Source organism: Inquilinus sp. CA228 (genome assembly GCF_052078665.1).
Classification (GTDB): Bacteria; Pseudomonadota; Alphaproteobacteria; order DSM-16000; family Inquilinaceae; genus Inquilinus.
This window is the reverse complement of record NZ_JBQJIK010000037.1, coordinates 40,865-58,843: the sequence shown is the minus strand read 5'-3', so window position 1 is coordinate 58,843 and position 17,979 is coordinate 40,865. Positions and strand designations below refer to the sequence as shown.

Here is a 17,979-nt window from a genome sequence, read left to right as displayed (position 1 = left end):
CGGCGGAGGACGACGATGCCGAGCCTTCAGGTCGCAGTGATCGGCCTCGGCACCATGGGGCCGGGGATCGCGGCGACGCTCGCCCGCGGCGGCATGGATGTCCGGGTGCACGACACCGCGCCGGCCGCGATCGAACGCGCCCGCACGGCGATCCCGCAGGCCGGATCGGTGCTGGACCGGCTGGGCATCGCCCCGCCGGAGTCCGGCGAGGGCGCGGTCAGCTTCCACGAGGATTTGGCCGGGGCCGTCGCCGGGGCCGGGCTGGTGATCGAGAACGTGCCGGAGAGGGTCGAGGTCAAGGCCGAGGTCTATCGCGCGCTGGACCCGCTGCTGCCGGCGGAGACCATCGTCGCCTCCGACACCTCCGGCATCCCGATCACCACGCTGCAGGGCTTCCTGTCGCATCCGGAGCGGCTGGTCGGCATGCACTGGTCGAACCCGCCGCACATCATCCCGATGATCGAGGTGATCGCCGGCCGGCACACCGCGCCGGCGACGGTGGCCTTCATCAGCGACCTGGTCCGGTCGCTGAAGCTGCTGCCGGTGGTGGTGAAGAAGGACGTGCCCGGCTTCGTCGAGAACCGCATCCTCTATGCCCTGCTGCGCGAGGCGATCGACCTGGTCGACCAGGGGGTGATCGACGAGGAGGGCATGGACACCTGCGTGTCCTGGGGCATCGGCTACAAGCTGAGCGTGGTCGGCCCGATGCGGCTGCTCGACATGGCCGGGCTGGACATCTACCAGTCGGTGGCCGGCTTCCTGAACGCCGAGCTGTCGACCCGCAAGGATGTCGCCGGCTACGTCACCGACCGGACACAGGCGGGCAAGCTGGGGATCAAGAGCGGCGAGGGCATCTTCCCCTACACGCCGGACCAGATCCGCGAGCTGCAGGCCGAGCGCGCCCGGCGCCTGGTCGCGGTGCGGCGGATCCTGGAGGGACGGGAATGACTCAGCGGCAGACCAGCCGGTCGCCGTCCGGCGCGCAGTCCACCGCGATCGCCGCCCCTGCGGCCACGGGGCCGGCATGGCGCGGCAGGTCGATCGGGCTGCGCGTCGCCCAGCTGCGGCCGGCCACGCCGCACCACAGCGCCTCGACCGGCAGCCGGTCCTGCTTGTCGTTGAGCAGGTACACCGCGCCGCCGGCGGGGTCGAACCACAGCCGGGCGCTGACCGCGCCGCCCGGCCCGGCCTGGCCGAGATCGACCGAGTACCAATGGGCGATGGCGGCGCCGCAGGCGATCCGGCCGTCGCCGCGGTTCTCCGCCCGGAACACGCGTTCGGTGAGCCCATCCGGCCCATGCCCGGCCGCGAAGGCCGGCAGGGCCGCAAGCACCAGCGCGAACGACGGAAGGAACCGTATCACCGCATGACCTCGGAAGGATGGGTTGCAACAAAAGCAATACTAAATCACGTCGCAATACAACAAAAATAAAACATGTATTGATTGTCTTCAGAAAACAACAAACAGGGAGCTGCGATATGTTGAAGTCCATGATGATCAAGGCCAGCCTCGGCGCGCTGCTGCTGGCGCTGGCGTCGACCGCGGGCAACGCGGCGGAGATCAAGAGCATCGCCATCCTGACGCCGGAGCAGGGCACCGATTTCGGCTGGAACCAGCAGGGCGTCACCGCGGCCAAGGCGGCGGGCGCCAAGGCGGGCGTCGAGGTCACCGTGGCCGAGGGCCTCGGCTATGGCGACGTCCGGGCGACGATGCGCGAGCTGGTGGCGGACGGGGCCAGCCTGCTGATCGCCCATGCCAGCGGCTACAACACCTCCGCCCCCGAGATCGCGGCCGAGACCGGCGTGCCGGTGGCGATCGTCGACCGGCCGGACCTGCTGAAGCCCGGCCTAATCGCCGACTACACGCTGAGCGGCCATGAGGGCGCCTATCTGGCCGGCCGGCTGGCGGCGAAGATGACCCGCACCGGCACGGTCGGCATCGTGGTGTCGGGCGAGCCGCCGTCCTGGAACTCACAATCCGCCGCCTTCGCCCAGGGGGTGAAGGCGGAGAAGCCGGCGGTGAAGATCCGCTACGCCGTGATCGGCCCGGCCGCCTACAGCGACGCGGCGGGCGGCAAGCGGGTGACGGAATCGGTGATCGCCGCCGGGGCCGACATCATCTTCGGCCAGGGCAACGGGTCGAGCTTCGGCATGATCCAGGCGGTCGAGACCAGCAAGGCCACCGACGGCGGCAAGGTCTATTTCATCGACGTGATCGGCGACAAGTCCAGCATCGACAAGGGCAACCTCTTGTCCTCCGTCGTCTGGAACATCACCCCGGTCTATGCGGCGATGATCGCGGACCTGAAGGCCGGCAGCTTCGGCACCAAGCACTACGCCATCGGCCTGGCCGACGATTCCGTCCAGCTCTTGAAGACCAAGGCGATTCCCGACGAAATCTGGACCCAGATCACGGCGCTCCGCGGCGACATCGTCGGCGGCAAGCTGAAGGTCGAGCCGGTGTGGGATGCGGCGGCGGTCCGGGCGCTGATGTCGGACGTGTCGGCGACGGCGCAGTAAGCTCGCCCGAGGAGCCCGCCGGGACATCCCGGCGGGCCACGGAACGACGGAACCATGACCGCATCACCGGAGCCCGGCGCGCCGATCATCGCGCTGCGCGGCATCACCAAGCGCTTCCCCGGCGTCGTCGCCAACGACCAGGTCGACCTGGCGATCCGGCCCGACGAGGTGCATGTGCTGCTGGGCGAGAACGGCGCCGGCAAGTCGACCCTGATCGCCATGCTGTCCGGGCTGCTGCAGCCGGATGACGGCGCCATCCTGGTCGACGGGCGCGAGCAGGCCATCGCCTCGCCCCGCCATGCCCTCGGCCTCGGCATCGGCACGGTGTTCCAGCATGTCATGCTGGCCCCGACCCTGACGGTGGTGGAGAACCTGGCGCTCGGCCTGCCCTGGTGGCGCCGCCCCGACCGCGCCCGCCTGGCCGCCGAGTTCGCCGGCACCGCCGAAGGGCTGGGCCTGTCGATCGACCCGCATGCCGTCACCGGCGCGCTGTCGCTGGGCGAGCAGCAGCAGGCGGAGATCGTGCGCGCGCTGCTGCGCGGCAGCCGGGTGCTGATCCTGGACGAGGCGACGGCGATGCTGACGCCGAAGGGGGTGGGGGAGCTGGGCGCGCTGATGCGGCGGCTGGCCGGGCGCGGCATCGCCGTCATCTTCATCACCCACAAGCTGAAGGAGGCGTTCGATTTCGGCGACCGCATCTCGATCCTGCGCCTCGGCCGCAAGGTCGGCGAGATCCCGCCCGAGCGGCTGCGGGCGCTGGACGAACGCGCGGCCACGGCCGAGATCGTGCATCTGATGTTCGGCGCTGCCGCGACCGACGAACCCAAGGTGGGTGGCCGGCGGCGCCCCCCTGCCCCCTCCGCGACGCCGATCCTGGTGGTGCGCGACCTCAGCGTGCCCGGCCAGGGCGCGGCGGCCGTGGCCGAAGTCGCGCTGCAGGTGGCGCCGGGCGAGATCCTGGGCATCGCCGGGATCGACGGCAACGGCCAGGCGCAGCTGGCCGAGGCGCTGGCCGGGCAGCGGCCGGCGAGCGGCGGCACGGTGCTGCTGGACGGCCGGCCGATCGACCGGCTGGATGTCGGCGCGCGGCGGCGGCTGGGCCTGCGCTACGTCACCGACGACCGGCTGGGCGAGGGCACGGTCGGGTCGTTCCCCGTCTCGCTGAACCTGCTGCTGAAGCAGATCGGCGAGGCGCCGTTCTGGTCGCGCGGGCTGGAGCGGCCGGATGAGATCGATCGCCATGCCCGCGCCCTGGTCGCCGCCTTCGATGTGCGCACCCCGGGCATCCGCACGCCGGTCGGCCGCCTGTCCGGCGGCAACATCCAGAAGGTGCTGCTGGCGCGCGAGCTGTCCGGCGCCGCCCGGGTCGTGATCTACAGCAAGCCGACTTACGGACTTGACCTGCAAACCACGATCGCCGCGCGGCGGCGGATCCGCGAGGCCGCCGAGGCCGGGGTCGCCACCATCCTGATCTCGACCGACCTGGAGGAGCTGCTGGAGCTGGCGGACCGGATCACGGTGATGTCGCGCGGCCGCATCGCCGGCACCGTGGCCAATGACGACGAGGCCCGCCGCCGCGTGGGAGAGCTGATGATCGGGGCGGCGTCATGACGGCGGACGCGGTGAACGGCACGGCCCCCGCGCAGAAGCCGCCCGCAACCCCCGGCGTGGCCGCAGCCGCGCTGCATTGGGCGCTGGTCACGCTGGTGCCGATCCTGGCGGCGCTGCTGCTGTCCGGCGGCGTGCTGCTGGCGCTGGGGACGGACCCGCTGGCCTATTACGGGCTGGTGCTGCAGCGCGGCCTGCTGTCCTGGCTCGGGCTGCAGGCGTCGCTGTCGCGGATGGCGCCGCTGCTGTTCCTCGCCGCCGGGCTGATCGTCGCCTTCCGGGCCGGGATCTGGAATCTCGGCACCGACGGCCAGTTCCTGCTGGCCGCGGTGATCGTCGCCGCGGCCGGTCCGCCCCTGGCGGCGGCGCTGCCCGGCTGGATCGCCCTGTCGCTCTGCCTCCTCCTGGCCGCCGTGGTCGGCGCCGCCTGGTCGCTGCTGCCGGCGCTGCTGCGCGCCTATCAGGGGGTGAACGAGATCATCACCACGCTGATGATGACCTTCCTCGGCACCTCCTTCGCCAATGTGCTGGTGAAGCTGGCCTTCCGCGACCCCGCCACCACCGTGCCGCAGACCCGGACCCTGGCGGTGGACGACCGGCTGCCGCGGTTGTTCGGCAGCACCATCAGCGGCGGCCTGGTGCTCGGCCTCGTCGCCGTCGTGCTGGTCCATCTGATGATGACCCGCACCGCCTTCGGCCTGAAGCTGCGGGTGGTCGGCGCCAATGCCCGCGCCGCGGTGCATGCCGGGCTGCCGGTGCCGCGGCTGACCGTCGCCGTCTTCGCCATCTCCGCCGGGCTCGCCGCCATGGCCGGGGCGGTCGACATCATCGGCGTGCAGGGCAATGTCCGGGCCGACTGGAACCCGGCCTACGGCCTGGCGGTGATCCCGCTGGTGTTCCTGGCCCGGTTCAACGGCTTTGCCAGCATCGCCTTCGTCTTCCTGTTCTCGGTGCTGTCGATCGGCGGCGAGAGCGCGGCGCGGCGGCTGGGGGTGCCGCACTATTTCACCCTGGTGGTGATGGCGATCCTGCTGATCGTGCTGGCGCTGGTCGAAGTTGTCGACCACCGGCGCCGCGAGCGGATGAGGGCCTGAGCATGGACGGGCTGCTGACCCAGGCCTTCCTGACCTCGCTGGTGCTCGGCGCCATCACCGCCGGCGTGCCGCTGCTGCTGGCCGGGCTGGGCGAGCAGATCTCCGAGAAGGCCGGGGTGCTGAATGTCGGCATCGAGGGCATGATGCTGGCCGGCGCCTATCTCGGCTTCCTGGTCGCCTATTCCAGCGGGTCGATCTGGCTGGGCTTCCTCGGCGGTGCCGGCGGCGGGCTGCTGGTGGCCCTGCTGATGGCGCTTCTGTGCGTCCGGCTCGGCCTCAACCAGATCGTCATCGGCATCGCCCTGACCCTGGGGGCCGAGGGCCTGACCGCCCTGCTCCACTTCTTTCAGTTCGCCCAGAGCTATCCGCGGCTGGAGGGCGCGGCGACCCTGCCGATCCCGGGGCTGTCGGCGATTCCGGTGATCGGTCCGGCGCTGTTCGACCGGCACCCGGTGGTCTATCTCGCCGTCGCCCTGGTCTTCGTCCTGGCCTGGACATTCCGGCGCACCGCGCTCGGCCTCGATCTGCAGGCGGCGGGCGACAAGCCGGCGGCGCTGGATGCCGCCGGGGTCGACGTGATCGGCATCCGCACCGCCGCGGTGCTGGCCACCGGCGCGCTGGCCGGCATCGGCGGCGCCTTCCTGGCCAATATCGGCGCCGGGCTGTTCATCCCGTTCATGACCAACGGCGCCGGCTTCATCGGCATCGTGCTGGCGATGCTGGCGCGCGGCCGGCCGGCCTGGGTGCTGCTCGGCGCCCTGCTGTTCGGCGCCTGCCTGTCGCTGACCACGGCGCTGCAGGTCGCCGGCGTCGACGTGCCGACCGATGTGATCCAGATGCTGCCCTTCGCCGCGGTGATGGCGGTGCTGGTGCTGTTCGGGCGGCACGCCAGCCTGCCTGCGGCGCTGGGCCTGCCCTATGTCCGAGGCGCCCGCTGAGACCCTTCCGGAGGAACCCATGACAGACACCAAGGTCTACCTGCTCGACGGCGGCTCGCTCGTCCTCGACGGCTACCACGTCTTCTGGAACCGCGGGCCTGGCGGCGAGATCCGCTTCCCGGTCTATTCGATCCTGGTCGAGCATGCCGAGGGCCGCTTCCTGATCGACAGCGGCTTCGACCACGACCACGTCATGAAGGTGCTGCCCTTCGAGAAGCCGCAGCAGACCAGGGAACAGACCATCCCCGGCGCGCTCGGCCTGCTGGGGCTGGAGCCGAAGGATGTCGGCACCGTCGTCAACTCGCACTTCCACTTCGACCATGTCGGCGGCAACAAGTACTTCCCGCATGCGAAGAAGCTGTGCCATCGCGACGAGATCGCCCAGGCGGCGACGCCCGAGCCCTTCGAGGTGCTGGGCTATTCCGACCTGAGCTTCTCGGCCGAGGCCGCCGCCGCGCGCGGCAAGGGCGACCAGCTGCTGGCCGGCACCACCGACGCCAATTCGCGCTTCGAGACGGTCGAGGGCGACATCGAGCTGGCCAAGGGCGTGCATCTGCTGTTCACCCCCGGCCACGCCATCGGCCACTACAGCCTGTTGGTCGAGTTCCAGACCCGGCGGCCGATCCTGTTCACGATCGACGCCGCCTACACCCAGAAGAGCCTGGAGACGCTGTGCCAGGCCTCGTTCCACATCGACCCGGTCGCGGGCGTCGCCTCGATGCGCCGCCTGGCCAAGCTGGCGGAGGAGCGGGAGGCGGAGCTGATGTTCTCGCACGACCCGCACAACTTCGCCCATTACCAGACCGGCCCGAAATTCTACGGCTGAGGTCCACCGCCATGCCCGACCCGACGATCCGCGAGCCCGTCTTCACCCTCACCTCCGGTCCGGTCGACGCCTATCCGGCGGTGCTGCGCGGGCTGTCGCGCACCATCCATTACGACTACGACCCGGTGTTCCAGGCCTTCTACGAGCAGGTGACCGAGAAGGCGCGGGCGGCGATGCGCCTGTCGACCCCGCCGGTGATCCTGCACGGCGAGCCGGTGCTGGGGCTGGAGGCCGCAGCGGCCTCGCTGATCGCCCGCGACGACGTGGTGCTGAACCTCGCCTCCGGCGTCTACGGCAAGGGCTTCGGCTATTGGGCCAAGCGGTACTGCGCCGAGTTGGTCGAGATCGAGGTGCCCTACAACGACGTGATCGATCCGGACGCCGTCGCCCGCATGCTGCAGGCGCGGCCCGACATCCGCATCGTCTCGGTCTGCCACCACGACACACCGTCCGGCACGATCAACCCGGTCGAGGCGATCGGCCGGATCGTGGCGGAGCACGGCGCTTACCTCATCGTCGACGCGGTGTCGTCCTTCGGCGGCATGGACGTGCATCCGGAGGCCTGCCGCGCCGACATCTTCGTCACCGGCCCGAACAAGTGCCTGGGCGGCGCGCCGGGCCTGACCCTGCTCGGCGTCAGCGACCGCGCCTGGGCCAAAATGAAGGCCAACCCCGACGCGCCCCGCGCCTCGATGCTGAGCATCCTGGACTGGGAGCACGCCTGGAAACGGGACAAGCCCTTCCCCTTCACCCCCTCGGTCGCCGAGGTCAACGGCCTGGACGCGGCGCTGGACCAGTATCTGGCGGAGGGGCCGGAGACGGTGTGGGCCCGGCACGCTCTGACCGCGCGGGCCTGCCGGGCCGGGCTGCAGGCGATGGGGCTGGCGCTGTGGCCGGCCCGCGAGGCCATCGCCTCCCCCACCACCACCGCGGTGCGGGTGCCGGACGGCGTCGCCGACGAGGCGCTGCGCGGGGCAGCGCGCGAGCGCTACGGCGTCGCCTTCTCCTCCGGCCGCGGCGAGACGCTGGGGAAGCTGGTGCGCATCGGCCATATGGGGCCGACCGCCCAGCCGCTCTACGCCGTGGTGGCGATCAGCGCCCTCGGCGGGGCGCTCGGCGCGCTGGGCCACGCGGTCGATATCGGCCGCGGCGTGGCGGCGGCCATGGCAGCCATCGACGCCGGCTGAATCACCAACCAACAAAAGGGAACAGGGACATGGCTTCGGATCTATCGGGCAAGGTCGCGATCGTGACCGGGGCGGCGCAGGGCATCGGCCGGGCGATCGCTGAGCGGCTGGCGGCCGACGGCGCGCGGATCGTCGTCGCCGACATCAATGCCGACGGCGCCGCAGCGGTGGCCGCCGGGCTGGGGAACGACAGCTTCGCCGTCACCTGCGACGTCTCCGACCCGGCCGCGGTGACGGCGCTGCACGAGACCGTTGCGGCCCGGGCCGGCGGGGTCGACATCCTGGTCAACAACGCCGCGATCGTGCCCTTCATCGCCTGGGACGAGGTCGACCTGGCGCATTGGCAGAAGATCGTCGCGGTCAACCTGACCGGCGTGTTCCTGATGTCCCGCGCCTCCTCGGACCTGATGCGGCGCGGCGGCCGCCAGGGCCGCATCGTCAACATCTGCTCCAATACCCTCTTCGCCGGCACGCCGAACATGGCGGCCTATGTCGCGGCCAAGGGCGGCGTGTTCGGCTTCACCCGGGCGCTGGCGACCGAGCTGGGCAAGCACGGCATCACCGTGAACGCGGTGACGCCGGGGCTGACGGCGTCGGACGGGGTCATGAGCAGCCCGCACGCCCAGGCCTTCGGCTTCGTCGAGATGCTGCAGGCGATCCCCGGCCAGGGCCAGCCGCGCGACATCGCCCCGGCGATCGCCTTCCTCGCCTCCGACGAGGCGCGCTGGATCACCGGGCAGACCCTGAATGTCGACGGCGGCATGGTGCGCTGGTGAGAGCCGGGCGCTGAAGCCGCCCGGGTCCGCGGCGAGAGCGGCGCGGTCCGGCCCATTCAGGGCGTCTTGCCCCAATCCGATGAGCGGAGACCTCGGCTGCGGCGGCTCGTTTCCCGATCTACCGAACCGATCACCGCCGGTTGATGTGGTGGTCGATCAGGCGCCGCAGCGCCGCCGGGTCGCGGGCGCGGATGGCGGCGACCATGGCGTGGTGCTCCTGCGCGCTGAGGCGCAGCCCGGCCAAAGTGAACCAGCGGCCGGTGGTGCCGGACTGGCCGCGCTCGCGCATATCGTGGATCAGCGCCGCCAGCACCGGGTTGCCGGCGATGTCGTAGAGCCGGCGGTGGAAGGCGTAGTTCAGCTCGGTCCGGGTCGGCGGGTCGGCGGTCTCGATCGCCTGCTCGAAGCGCGCGGCGATGTCGTCGAGCTCGCCCAGGTCGGCCGCCGTCGCCCGCGCCACCACCGGCTCCGCCGCGCCGGTCTCGAGGATCGTCCGCACCGCCTTCAGATGCAGCAGCTCCTCGAGATCGGGCGCCGCCACCCGGAAGCCGCTGTTGACCTTGTGCTCGACCAGCCGGCGGTTCTTCAGCTCGACCAGCGCCTGTCGCACCTCGAAGCGGTTGGCCTCGTAGCGCTCCTGCAGGTCGATCTGCTTCAGCCACTCTCCGGCCCGGTAGACGCCGTAGAGGATGTCGTCCCGGATCGCCTCGACCAGCGTCTCGACCCGCCCCCGATCCATGCCCTGCCGCTTCATCGTTCTTCGGTGTCTCGTTCCCGCCCGCGCCCGGTGCGCTTGAGGCCCTTGTAGCATGCCGGGTTGCCGTCTGCGATTTTGACGTCTATCGTCACGGAAAAATTGGCGCCAATTTTGGAGAATGCCAGATGGCCGATGGCGGCTTGCTGAAGGCGGATCTCGAAACCGGGCGCGCGGCGGGGGCCGGAACCACGGCGCGGCCGGCAGGCCCACGGCGCACGGGCACCATTCCACTGCTGTCCTGCCGGGCCGATCCGCGCTTCGGCTACAGCCTGTTCGTCCCGCCCCGGCTGCGCGGGATCGAGCGGGTGCCGCTGCTGGTATCGGTGCATGGCAGCCTGCGCGGCGTGGAATCGAGCCGCGACGCCTTCGCCGACTTCGCCCGCTGGCACGGCGCCGTGGTGCTGGCGCCGCTGTTCCCGGCCGACCCGCTCGGCGACGGCAACGAGGACGGCTACAAATACATGGCCGAGGGCGACATCCGGTACGACCGGCTGCTGCTGGCCATGGTGGCGGAGGCCGAGGCACGCGCCGGCCTGGGCTTCGACCGCTTCTGCCTGTTCGGCTTCTCCGGCGGCGCCCATTTCGCCCATCGCTTCCTCTACCTGCATCCGGAGCGGCTGCGCGCGGTGTCGATCGGCGCCCCGGGGTCGGTGACGCTGATCGACCCGAAGCGCGACTGGTGGGTCGGCACGCGGGACATGGAGCGGCTGTTCGGCCGCGCCCCGGACCTGGAGGCGATGCGCCGCGTGCCGGTGCATCTGGCGGTCGGCGACAGCGACCTGGAGACGGCGTCGATCACCCACCGGCCGGGCAGCCGGCACTGGAGGACGGACGCCAACCGCGCCGGGGCCAACCGGATCGCCCGGCTGACCAGCCTGCGCCGCAACCTGCAGGCGCACGGCCTGGCGGTGCGGCACGACATCATCCCCGGCGCCGCGCACGACTTCGCAGCGGTGGCGGAGCGGGCGCGCGACTTCTTCCACGATGTGCTCGGCCCCGGCCGGGCCTCCGCCTTCGGCGCATAACCACGAACAGACAGGGGGCAGACTGAACCGGCTCATGCTACTGGCCGCGGCGGCGGCGCTGGCGGCGGTCCCTGCCGCGGCCGAGACGCCGCGCGGCGGCACCATCAGCACCGTGCTGTCGGCCGACATCCGCAGCACCAACCCGGGCGTCGACCGCGACGGCGCCACCGACATCGTGCATCAGCACATCGTCGAAGGGCTGGTCGGGTTCCGCGAGGATCTGGAGGTCGGGCCGATGCTGGCCGAGCGCTGGGACCTGTCTCCCGACGGCAAGACCTACACCTTCCATCTGCGCCGCGGCGTGAAGTTCCAGAACGGCGCGACCATGACCTCGGCCGAGGTGAAATGGTCCTGGGACCAGCTGATGGACCCGGCCACGAAATGGCGCTGCCGCGACGTCTACACCGGCGACAACGGGCTGAAGGTCGAGAGCGTGACGGCGCCGGACCCGGACACCGTGGTCTATGTGCTGGACCGGCCGAGCGCTGGGTTCCTGTACAATTTGGCGCGAATGGATTGCGGCGGCACGCCGGTGCTGCACCCGTCCTCGGTGAAGCCGAACGGCGGTTGGGACAAGCCGGTCGGCACCGGCCCCTTCATCCTGTCGGACTGGCGGCCGGGCCAGTACATCGAGCTGACCCGGTTCGACGGCTACACCCCGCGCGACGACGCCATGAGCGGCTATGTCGGCCGCAAGGAGGTGTTCGTCGACAAGGTCCGCTTCAACATCATGCCGGATTCGGCGGCGAAGCTGACGGCGCTGCAGGCCGGCGCACTGGACACCGCGCCGCTGGAATCGCAGGACCGGATCCAGTTGCAGGGCAACACCGCTTTCGAGGTCCAGTCCAGCATCACCCCGGGCTGGGAGGCGCTGATCCTGCATTCCGAAGACCCGATCCTGCAGGACAAGCGGGTGCGGCAGGCGATCGTGATGGCGCTGGACCGCGCCGCCATCGCCGAGGCCGTCACCTTCGGCGGCTCCAGATTCTCGGCGACGCCGGTGCCGGAGTTCAGCCCCTACCATTCCCAGGCCCAGACCGACGCCCTGCCCTACGACCCGGAGCGGGCCAAGGCCCTGCTGGCCGAGGCCGGCTACAAGGGCCAGCGCATCGTCATGACCGCCAACAAGCGCTACGCCGAGATGTATGATTGCGGCGTGCTGATGCAGGACATGCTGCGCAGCGTCGGGCTGAACGTCGAGCTCGAGGTGCTGGAATGGACGGCGCAGCTGGACGCCTACCAGACCGGCAAGTTCCAGACCCAGTCCTTCTCCTATTCGCCGCGGCTCGACCCGCTGGGCCAATGGGAGCGGATCATCGGGCCGCAGCCGCGCAAGATCTGGAAGGACCCGCGCGCCATCGACCTGCTGGCCCAGGCCAACGCCACCACCGACCGGGCGCAGATGCAGGCCGTGCTGGACCAGATCGGCCGGCTGTTCACCGAGGAGGCGCCGGCCGCCAGCCTGTACCTGCACGCCTCGGACTATGCCGTGGCCAAGCGAATCGAAGGCTTCAAGGTGTGGCCGGCCGACGCGCCGCGCTACTGGGACGTCTCGGTGGCGAAGTGACTACAGGCTCGCTCGAAGATCCGCCAGCGTGACCATGAGAGTCATCGGATCGAGCGGCGACGGCTCAAAGCCGAGCCGCTCGTAGAACGCCCGGGCCTCGATCGACAGCGCGTGCAGGATCATCCCGCGGATCCCGATGATGTCAGCCGCCTGGATGACACGCAGGCCCGCATCCCTCATCAGAGCGCGGCCAAGCCCCATGCCCTGCTGCGACAGGTCCACGGCCAGCCGGCCGAGGACCACCACTGGGATCGGATCCGGCATGTTGCGGCGGAAGCCGCCGGGCGCGGCGTCGATGGTGATCGCGCTCGACGCCAGGGCGCAATACGCCAGCACACGGCGACCGTCACAGGCGACGAAGGTGCGAGACGCCCCTGTCGCCTGATTTTTCAGAGCCCGGCGCTTCAGCCAGTTGTCCAGGCTTTCGACGCCCGACCCGAACGCCTCAATGCCATGATGTGGTGCCAGCGGCTCGGGCGCCGAAACCGTCATGCCTTGTCCCAGGGAGCCTTGGTCTGCATCGTCCGGCGCAGCCGCTCATTGGGTTGGGGCGGCATGTCCAGCCGGGCCAGGAACGCGGCATAGGCTTCGGGGCTGGCCACGATGATGGTCTGGTCGAGCAGGGCCTCTTCGGCGGCCGCTCGCGCGGCGTCCAGCACGAAGTCCGTGCGGTTCTTTCCTCGCGCCTTCGCCGCGCGGTCGATCAGGCTGCGCTCCTCGGGCTTGATGCGGATGTTCAGCGTTTCACGCTTGCTGGACGCGGCGCGCGGCGTGGGCATGGCTCGACCTCCTACGTCCGGTCATCCTAGCATAGACGTAGTGTCATCGTCATTACATTGCGTGACTACCCTACCGCCCGCCGCGATTCCTCGACCACGACGCGGCCGGGCTTGCCCAGGGCCTTGGCGACGGCGTCGAGGCGCCGGTCGACGGCGAGGCCGGTCAGCGCCTCCTCGTCGGCCGGCAGGCTCAGCACCACCGCCTCGCCCGAGACCGTGAGGCTGGTGCGCTCGAGCAGCGAGGTGGCGCCGCCGGTCAGGGTGTGGGCCAGGCGCAGCGCCTGGCCGAGCACCAGCACCCGGTTGCGCATCGCCTCGGTCAGCAGTTCCAGCACCGGCCCGGTCAGCGCGTCGCCAAGGGTGCCGCCGTAGCGGACATACACGGCCGCCGCCAGGAACACGCGCTCGGCATGGTCGAGCCCGGCGACCGGCATGCGCAGCACCCGCAGCCAGGCATGCTCGGCCCGGTAGTCGGGATGCTCGAACCAGCCGATGTCGGACAGCAGGCTGGCGGCCTGGCGCAGCCGCGCATCGTCCGCCGTCTCCTCCGGGAACACCGAGCGGGTCCATTCCGCCACCACCTCGGCATGGCCGAAGCGGTCGAGCCGGTGCGCCAGTTCGGCGGCGGCGTAGATCAGCGGGTCGCGGGCCTGGTCCTCCGGCGGCAGCAGGTCGTAGAGATGGCCCTCGCGCAGGCCGAGGGCGGAGAACACCACCCGGGCCGGCTTCAGCGTCTTCAGCACGCCTTCCAGCACCAGGGCGGCCATCGGCAGCATCTCGACCCGGCGGCGGGAGATCGAGGCGCCGGATAGGGCTCCCTTGCTCTGCTTCGCCACCAGGCCGACGAAATCGGCCAGCGCGCCGGTCGGCACCGTGTACTGGTGGATGATGTGCAGCGGGTGGTTCACCCGCTCCATGAACAGCTTGGCGATGGCGCGCCAGGCGCCGCCGACCGGGTAGAAGCTGCGGCCGGCATAGGCCGGCAGCCAGTCCTGCTGGCCCAGCGTGTCGAGCACGACGCTGCGCGCCTCCTTGCGCGCGCCGGTCTCGTCCATCAGCCGGAACGGGCCGAGCGGCAGGGTCACCTGCTCGTCGATCTCGCCGCGGTCGAGCCCGACCAGCTCGAGCGAGCCGCCGCCGAGATCGCCCATCACGCCGTCGACGTCGCGGATGCCGGAGATCACGCCGAGGGCGGACAGCCGCGCCTCCTCCACCCCGCTGATCACGGTGACCGGCAGGCCGCAGCGGCGCTCGACCTCGGCGACGAAATCGGCGCCGTCCTCGGCCTCGCGCACCGCCGCGGTGGCCAGCACGTCGACCCGGTCGACCCCCATGCCTTCCAGGAGCCGGGTGAAGCGCGAGAGGTTGTCGAGCGCCTGGACCACGCCCTCGGGCGACAGGCGGCCGGCCTGGCCCAGGCCGCGGCCGAGGCCGCACATCACCTTCTCGTTGAACACCGGGACGGGCGACCGGGTCACCCGGTCATAGACGACGAGACGGATCGAGTTCGAGCCGATGTCGATGACGCCCACCCGCCCCGGCCGGGACGGCACGATCGGTCCGATACGGAACACCGAGCCTCGATCCTTATTCCGCGGGCTTGACCAGGCGGCGCGGCGCCCGCTTGGCATCCTTCCACGCGCTGCCCCGGCCGGACAGGCTGGGGTTGGTCATGAAGTACATATGCGCGCTGAAGGCATCCTCCGGCGCGTCATGGCGATGATAGCGGCCATCGGGGGCGAGCATCCAAGTGTTCGACTCGTCCTTCAGATTCGCCAGCATGATCTGCTCCATCACCTGCTGGCGGACGGTGGCGTTCTCGAGCGGCACCAGGCTCTCGATCCGGCCGTCGAGGTTGCGCGGCATCCAGTCGGCCGAGGACAGGTACACCTTGGCCTGGCGCGACGGCAGCTTCTGGCCGTTGCCGAAGCACAGGATGCGGGCGTGCTCCAGGAAGCGGCCGACGATCGAATGCACCCGGATGTTCTCGGACAGGCCGGGCACGCCGGGGCGCAGGCAGCAGATGCCGCGGATCACCAGGTCGATCTCCACCCCGGCCTGCGAGGCCTCGTAGAGCTTGTCGATGATGGTGGCGTCGACCAGCGCGTTCAGCTTGACCCAGATCTGGGCCGGCTTGCCGGCCTTGGCGTTGTCGATCTCGGCCTCGATCGACTCCATGATCCGGCTGCGCAGGAACAGGGGCGCGATCGACAGCTTCTCCAGTTGCGCCGGCTTGGCGTAGCCGGTCATGTAGTTGAACACCGCCGCCGCGTCGTGGCCGAGGCCCGGATCGCAGGTGAAGAAGCTGAGATCGGTGTAGATCTTGGCGGTGATCGGGTGGTAGTTGCCGGTTCCGAAATGGGTGTAGGTGCGCAGGCCGCCCTGCTCCCGCCGCACCACCATCGAGATCTTGGCGTGGGTCTTCAGATGGATGATCCCGTAGACCACCTGGGCGCCGGCCCGCTCCAGGTCGCGGGCCCAGCGGATGTTGGCCTCCTCGTCGAAGCGGGCCTTCAGCTCGACCATCGCGGTGACCGACTTGCCGGCCTCCGCCGCCTCGACCAGGGCCTGGACGATCGGCGAGTCCTTCGAGGTGCGGTACAGGGTCTGCTTGATCGCCACGACGTCGGGGTCGCGCGCCGCCTGGCGCAGGAACTGGACGACGATGTCGAAGCTCTCATAGGGGTGGTGGACGACGATGTCCTTGGCCCGGATCGCGGCGAAGCTGTCGCCACCGAAATCGCGCACCCGCTCCGGGAACCGGGCGTTGTAGGGCGAGAACAGCAGCTCCGGCCGTTCGTCGACGATCAGCTTCCTAGTGTCGCTGAGGCCGAGCAGCCGATCCTGGGCGTAGACATCCTCATCCTTCACCTTCAGCTTCTCGCAGACGAAGCGGCGCAGCGAGTCCGGCACGTCGGCGGAGACCGAGAGGCGGATGACGATGCCCTTGCGCCGGCGCTTTAGCGCGCTCTCGAAGGTCTTGACCAGATCCTCGGCTTCCTCGTCGATCTCCATCTCGCTGTCGCGGATCACCCGGAACACGCCGCTGGCGTGCAGCGTGTAGCCGGGGAAGAGGCGATCGAGGAACAGCTTGACCACGTCCTCGAGCAGCACGAAGCGGATCGGCGCCCCGGGCAGGCGGGTGAAGCGGTCGAGCTGCGGCGGCAGCGGCACGATCGCGTCCATCTCGTCCTGCGTCTCCTCCCCGGCATTGACCAGGGTCAGGGCCAGGCAGAGGCCGAGATTGGGGATGAAGGGGAAGGGATGGGCCGGGTCGATGGCGAGCGGCGTCAGCACCGGGAACATCTCGTTGAGGAACCGCTCCTCGAGCCAGGCCTTCTCCGGCTTGGTCAGCTCGTTCGGACCGGCCACGGCGATGCCGGCGGCCCGCAGCTCCTCGCTCAGGACGCGCCAGCAATGCTGCTGGTCGCGCATCAGCTCCTGCACCCGGGTGGCGATCTCGCCCAGTTGCTGCGCCGGGCTGAGCCCGTCCTGGCTCGGCGAGGCGACGCCGAGCGCAACCTGCGCCTTCAGCCCGGCGACGCGGACCATGTAGAACTCGTCCAGGTTGGAGGCCGAGATCGACAGGAAGCGCAGCCGCTCCAGCAGCGGGGAGCGGGTGTTGTAGGCCTCCTCCAGGACGCGCTGGTTGAAGGCCAGCCAGGACAGCTCGCGATTGATGAAACGGTCGGGCGAATCTGCCGGGATCGACGGCAGGACGGGTGCGCGGACAGCCTCCGGCGCCTCGGTGAGGACGGCCTCGGCGGTGCTCTGCAACATGCTCACGGGTCGTCTCCGAACCTTCATCGATCGCAACAAAACTGTAATATCAAGCCCTTGTCGGGCTCGATTTCACCGCACTATACACAAGCCCGAATGGGAAGCGCCATGTCGAGGCGATGAAATCGCCGCCCTGCGCCGGACGCGTGCGCGGAAGGGTCCCCAGGCGCGGGGTCGCCGCGCCCGGCTCCTTCCCTCAGTAGCGCTGGGGCACGTAGAGCTCGGCCGGCAGCGTGCGGCGCTCGTAGTTCGGGTCGAACACCCGTTCCGGCAGATTGATCTCCTCATGCGGCACCTCCTCGTAGGGGACCGCCGAGAGCAGGTGCGAGATGCAGTTCAGGCGCGCCCGCTTCTTGTCATTGCCTTCCACGATGTGCCAGGGCGCCTCGGGAATGCTGGTGCGCTCGAACATGGCCTCCTTGGCCTTGGTGTACTGCTCCCAGCGCACGCGGGACTGCAGGTCCATGGGCGAGAGCTTCCACTGCTTGATAGGGTCGTGGATGCGCATGAGGAAGCGCAGCTGCTGCTCCTCGTCGGTGATGGAGAACCAGTACTTGACGAGGATGATGCCGGAGCGCAGCAGCATGCGCTCGAACTCCGGCACGTCGCGGAAGAAGTCCTCCACCTGGCCTTCGCCGGCGAAGCCCATGACGCGCTCGACGCCGGCGCGGTTGTACCAGCTGCGGTCGAACAGCACGATCTCGCCGGCTGCCGGCAGATGCGGCACGTAGCGCTGGAAGTACCACTGGGTCTTCTCGCGGTCGGAGGGTGCGGGCAGCGCCACCACCCGGCAGGTGCGCGGATTCACGCGCTGGGTGATGCGCTTGATGGCGCCGCCCTTGCCGGCGCTGTCGCGGCCCTCGAACAGGACCACCATCTTGAGGCCCTTGTAGTGGACCCAGTCCTGCAGCTTCACGAGCTCGCTCTGAAGCCGCAGCAGCTCGTTGAAATAGATGTGGCGGTCGATGGAGTTCTTCCGGCGCGTCTCGAGCAGGGCGCGCAGCTCGGGCGGGACGCGGGCGTCGTCGACCGCCTGCTCGAGCTCCTCGTCCATGTCGTCCTCGAGCTCGATCTCGAGCCAGCTGCGGGTCTCGGTGTCTTTCAGCTCAGTCATGTGCCTGC

At 70.1% G+C, this 17,979-nt stretch carries 17 protein-coding genes; 10 read left to right on the top strand and 7 right to left on the bottom strand.

Translation table 11 applies throughout. The annotated features are described in order from the left end of the window. Positions 1 to 15: 15 nt before the first annotated feature. A complete protein-coding gene (gene fhmpcd1, locus ACTOWL_RS19405) occupies positions 16 to 948 on the top strand; it encodes a 5-formyl-3-hydroxy-2-methylpyridine 4-carboxylate 5-dehydrogenase (protein ID WP_441322910.1) in 933 nt (310 codons plus the stop codon). A gap of 1 nt (position 949) precedes the next feature. Here fhmpcd1 and ACTOWL_RS19400 read toward each other — a convergent pair whose 3' ends face one another. Continuing rightward, positions 950 to 1,363: a hypothetical protein gene (locus ACTOWL_RS19400; RefSeq protein WP_441322909.1), complete on the bottom strand. Its 414-nt coding sequence runs from the start codon at positions 1,361 to 1,363 to the stop codon at positions 950 to 952. A 116-nt stretch (positions 1,364 to 1,479) separates the two neighbouring features. On the opposite strand from ACTOWL_RS19400, the gene ACTOWL_RS19395 reads away from it, so the two are divergent. From ACTOWL_RS19395 to pldH, 7 genes are read left to right on the top strand one after another with little or no spacing between them, the layout of a single operon-like run. Continuing rightward, positions 1,480 to 2,520, top strand: a complete 1,041-nt coding sequence (locus tag ACTOWL_RS19395; protein WP_441322908.1) for a putative B6 ABC transporter substrate-binding protein — start codon at positions 1,480 to 1,482, stop codon at positions 2,518 to 2,520. A 54-nt stretch (positions 2,521 to 2,574) separates the two neighbouring features. Beyond that, on the top strand, positions 2,575 to 4,131 hold the full coding sequence (locus tag ACTOWL_RS19390; RefSeq protein WP_441322907.1) for a putative B6 ABC transporter ATP-binding protein: 1,557 nt from the start codon (positions 2,575 to 2,577) through the stop codon (positions 4,129 to 4,131). After that, complete coding sequence (locus ACTOWL_RS19385) at positions 4,128 to 5,222, top strand: putative B6 ABC transporter permease subunit 2 (RefSeq protein WP_441322906.1); 1,095 nt, start codon at positions 4,128 to 4,130, stop codon at positions 5,220 to 5,222. The genes ACTOWL_RS19390 and ACTOWL_RS19385 overlap by 4 nt, the downstream gene beginning before the upstream one ends. 2 nt (positions 5,223 to 5,224) lie before the next feature. Further along, positions 5,225 to 6,160 carry a putative B6 ABC transporter permease subunit 1 gene (locus ACTOWL_RS19380; protein WP_441322905.1) on the top strand — a complete coding sequence of 312 codons (936 nt, stop codon included), beginning with the start codon at positions 5,225 to 5,227 and terminating at the stop codon, positions 6,158 to 6,160. Positions 6,161 to 6,179: 19 nt separating this feature from the next. Next, positions 6,180 to 6,986: a 4-pyridoxolactonase gene (gene pldA / locus ACTOWL_RS19375; RefSeq protein ID WP_441322904.1), complete on the top strand. Its 807-nt coding sequence runs from the start codon at positions 6,180 to 6,182 to the stop codon at positions 6,984 to 6,986. A gap of 11 nt (positions 6,987 to 6,997) precedes the next feature. After that, positions 6,998 to 8,173: a pyridoxamine--pyruvate transaminase gene (gene ppaT, locus ACTOWL_RS19370; RefSeq protein WP_441322903.1), complete on the top strand. Its 1,176-nt coding sequence runs from the start codon at positions 6,998 to 7,000 to the stop codon at positions 8,171 to 8,173. 29 nt (positions 8,174 to 8,202) lie between these two features. After that, positions 8,203 to 8,949: a pyridoxal 4-dehydrogenase, SDR-type gene (pldH, locus tag ACTOWL_RS19365; RefSeq protein ID WP_441322902.1), complete on the top strand. Its 747-nt coding sequence runs from the start codon at positions 8,203 to 8,205 to the stop codon at positions 8,947 to 8,949. A gap of 130 nt (positions 8,950 to 9,079) precedes the next feature. Here the strand turns inward: pldH and ACTOWL_RS19360 are convergent, their stop codons facing one another. After that, positions 9,080 to 9,703: a GntR family transcriptional regulator gene (locus tag ACTOWL_RS19360; protein WP_441322901.1), complete on the bottom strand. Its 624-nt coding sequence runs from the start codon at positions 9,701 to 9,703 to the stop codon at positions 9,080 to 9,082. A 128-nt stretch (positions 9,704 to 9,831) separates the two neighbouring features. Between ACTOWL_RS19360 and ACTOWL_RS19355 the strand changes: the two genes are divergently transcribed. Further along, a complete protein-coding gene (locus ACTOWL_RS19355) occupies positions 9,832 to 10,731 on the top strand; it encodes a hypothetical protein (protein WP_441322900.1) in 900 nt (299 codons plus the stop codon). Between the two features lie 34 nt (positions 10,732 to 10,765). Further along, a complete protein-coding gene (locus ACTOWL_RS19350; RefSeq protein WP_441322899.1) occupies positions 10,766 to 12,298 on the top strand; it encodes an ABC transporter substrate-binding protein in 1,533 nt (510 codons plus the stop codon). Here the strand turns inward: ACTOWL_RS19350 and ACTOWL_RS19345 are convergent, their stop codons facing one another. From ACTOWL_RS19345 to ppk2, 5 genes are all read right to left on the bottom strand, one after another. Further along, positions 12,299 to 12,790 carry a GNAT family N-acetyltransferase gene (locus ACTOWL_RS19345; protein WP_441322898.1) on the bottom strand — a complete coding sequence of 164 codons (492 nt, stop codon included), beginning with the start codon at positions 12,788 to 12,790 and terminating at the stop codon, positions 12,299 to 12,301. Beyond that, positions 12,787 to 13,077 carry a type II toxin-antitoxin system TacA family antitoxin gene (locus ACTOWL_RS19340; RefSeq protein WP_441322897.1) on the bottom strand — a complete coding sequence of 97 codons (291 nt, stop codon included), beginning with the start codon at positions 13,075 to 13,077 and terminating at the stop codon, positions 12,787 to 12,789. Before ACTOWL_RS19340 ends, ACTOWL_RS19345 begins: the two co-directional genes overlap by 4 nt. A gap of 65 nt (positions 13,078 to 13,142) precedes the next feature. After that, complete coding sequence (locus tag ACTOWL_RS19335) at positions 13,143 to 14,651, bottom strand: Ppx/GppA phosphatase family protein (protein ID WP_441322896.1); 1,509 nt, start codon at positions 14,649 to 14,651, stop codon at positions 13,143 to 13,145. Between the two features lie 13 nt (positions 14,652 to 14,664). Beyond that, positions 14,665 to 16,857, bottom strand: a complete 2,193-nt coding sequence (locus ACTOWL_RS19330) for an RNA degradosome polyphosphate kinase (RefSeq protein ID WP_441322928.1) — start codon at positions 16,855 to 16,857, stop codon at positions 14,665 to 14,667. A gap of 196 nt (positions 16,858 to 17,053) precedes the next feature. After that, positions 17,054 to 17,971: a polyphosphate kinase 2 gene (gene ppk2 / locus ACTOWL_RS19325; RefSeq protein ID WP_441322895.1), complete on the bottom strand. Its 918-nt coding sequence runs from the start codon at positions 17,969 to 17,971 to the stop codon at positions 17,054 to 17,056. Positions 17,972 to 17,979 lie beyond the last annotated feature (8 nt).

Bases quoted from the DNA above. Each gene is read 5' to 3' on its own strand.
- fhmpcd1 (WP_441322910.1), top strand. From the start codon at position 16: ATGCCGAGCCTTCAGGTCGCAGTGATCGGCCTCGGCACCATGGGGCCG.
- ACTOWL_RS19395 (WP_441322908.1), top strand. From the start codon at position 1,480: ATGTTGAAGTCCATGATGATCAAGGCCAGCCTCGGCGCGCTGCTGCTG.
- ACTOWL_RS19390 (WP_441322907.1), top strand. From the start codon at position 2,575: ATGACCGCATCACCGGAGCCCGGCGCGCCGATCATCGCGCTGCGCGGC.
- ACTOWL_RS19385 (WP_441322906.1), top strand. From the start codon at position 4,128: ATGACGGCGGACGCGGTGAACGGCACGGCCCCCGCGCAGAAGCCGCCC.
- ACTOWL_RS19380 (WP_441322905.1), top strand. From the start codon at position 5,225: ATGGACGGGCTGCTGACCCAGGCCTTCCTGACCTCGCTGGTGCTCGGC.
- pldA (WP_441322904.1), top strand. From the start codon at position 6,180: ATGACAGACACCAAGGTCTACCTGCTCGACGGCGGCTCGCTCGTCCTC.
- ppaT (WP_441322903.1), top strand. From the start codon at position 6,998: ATGCCCGACCCGACGATCCGCGAGCCCGTCTTCACCCTCACCTCCGGT.
- pldH (WP_441322902.1), top strand. From the start codon at position 8,203: ATGGCTTCGGATCTATCGGGCAAGGTCGCGATCGTGACCGGGGCGGCG.
- ACTOWL_RS19360 (WP_441322901.1), bottom strand. From the start codon at position 9,703: ATGAAGCGGCAGGGCATGGATCGGGGGCGGGTCGAGACGCTGGTCGAG.
- ACTOWL_RS19355 (WP_441322900.1), top strand. From the start codon at position 9,832: ATGGCCGATGGCGGCTTGCTGAAGGCGGATCTCGAAACCGGGCGCGCG.
- ACTOWL_RS19350 (WP_441322899.1), top strand. From the start codon at position 10,766: ATGCTACTGGCCGCGGCGGCGGCGCTGGCGGCGGTCCCTGCCGCGGCC.
- ACTOWL_RS19345 (WP_441322898.1), bottom strand. From the start codon at position 12,790: ATGACGGTTTCGGCGCCCGAGCCGCTGGCACCACATCATGGCATTGAG.
- ACTOWL_RS19340 (WP_441322897.1), bottom strand. From the start codon at position 13,077: ATGCCCACGCCGCGCGCCGCGTCCAGCAAGCGTGAAACGCTGAACATC.
- ACTOWL_RS19330 (WP_441322928.1), bottom strand. From the start codon at position 16,857: ATGTTGCAGAGCACCGCCGAGGCCGTCCTCACCGAGGCGCCGGAGGCT.
- ppk2 (WP_441322895.1), bottom strand. From the start codon at position 17,971: ATGACTGAGCTGAAAGACACCGAGACCCGCAGCTGGCTCGAGATCGAG.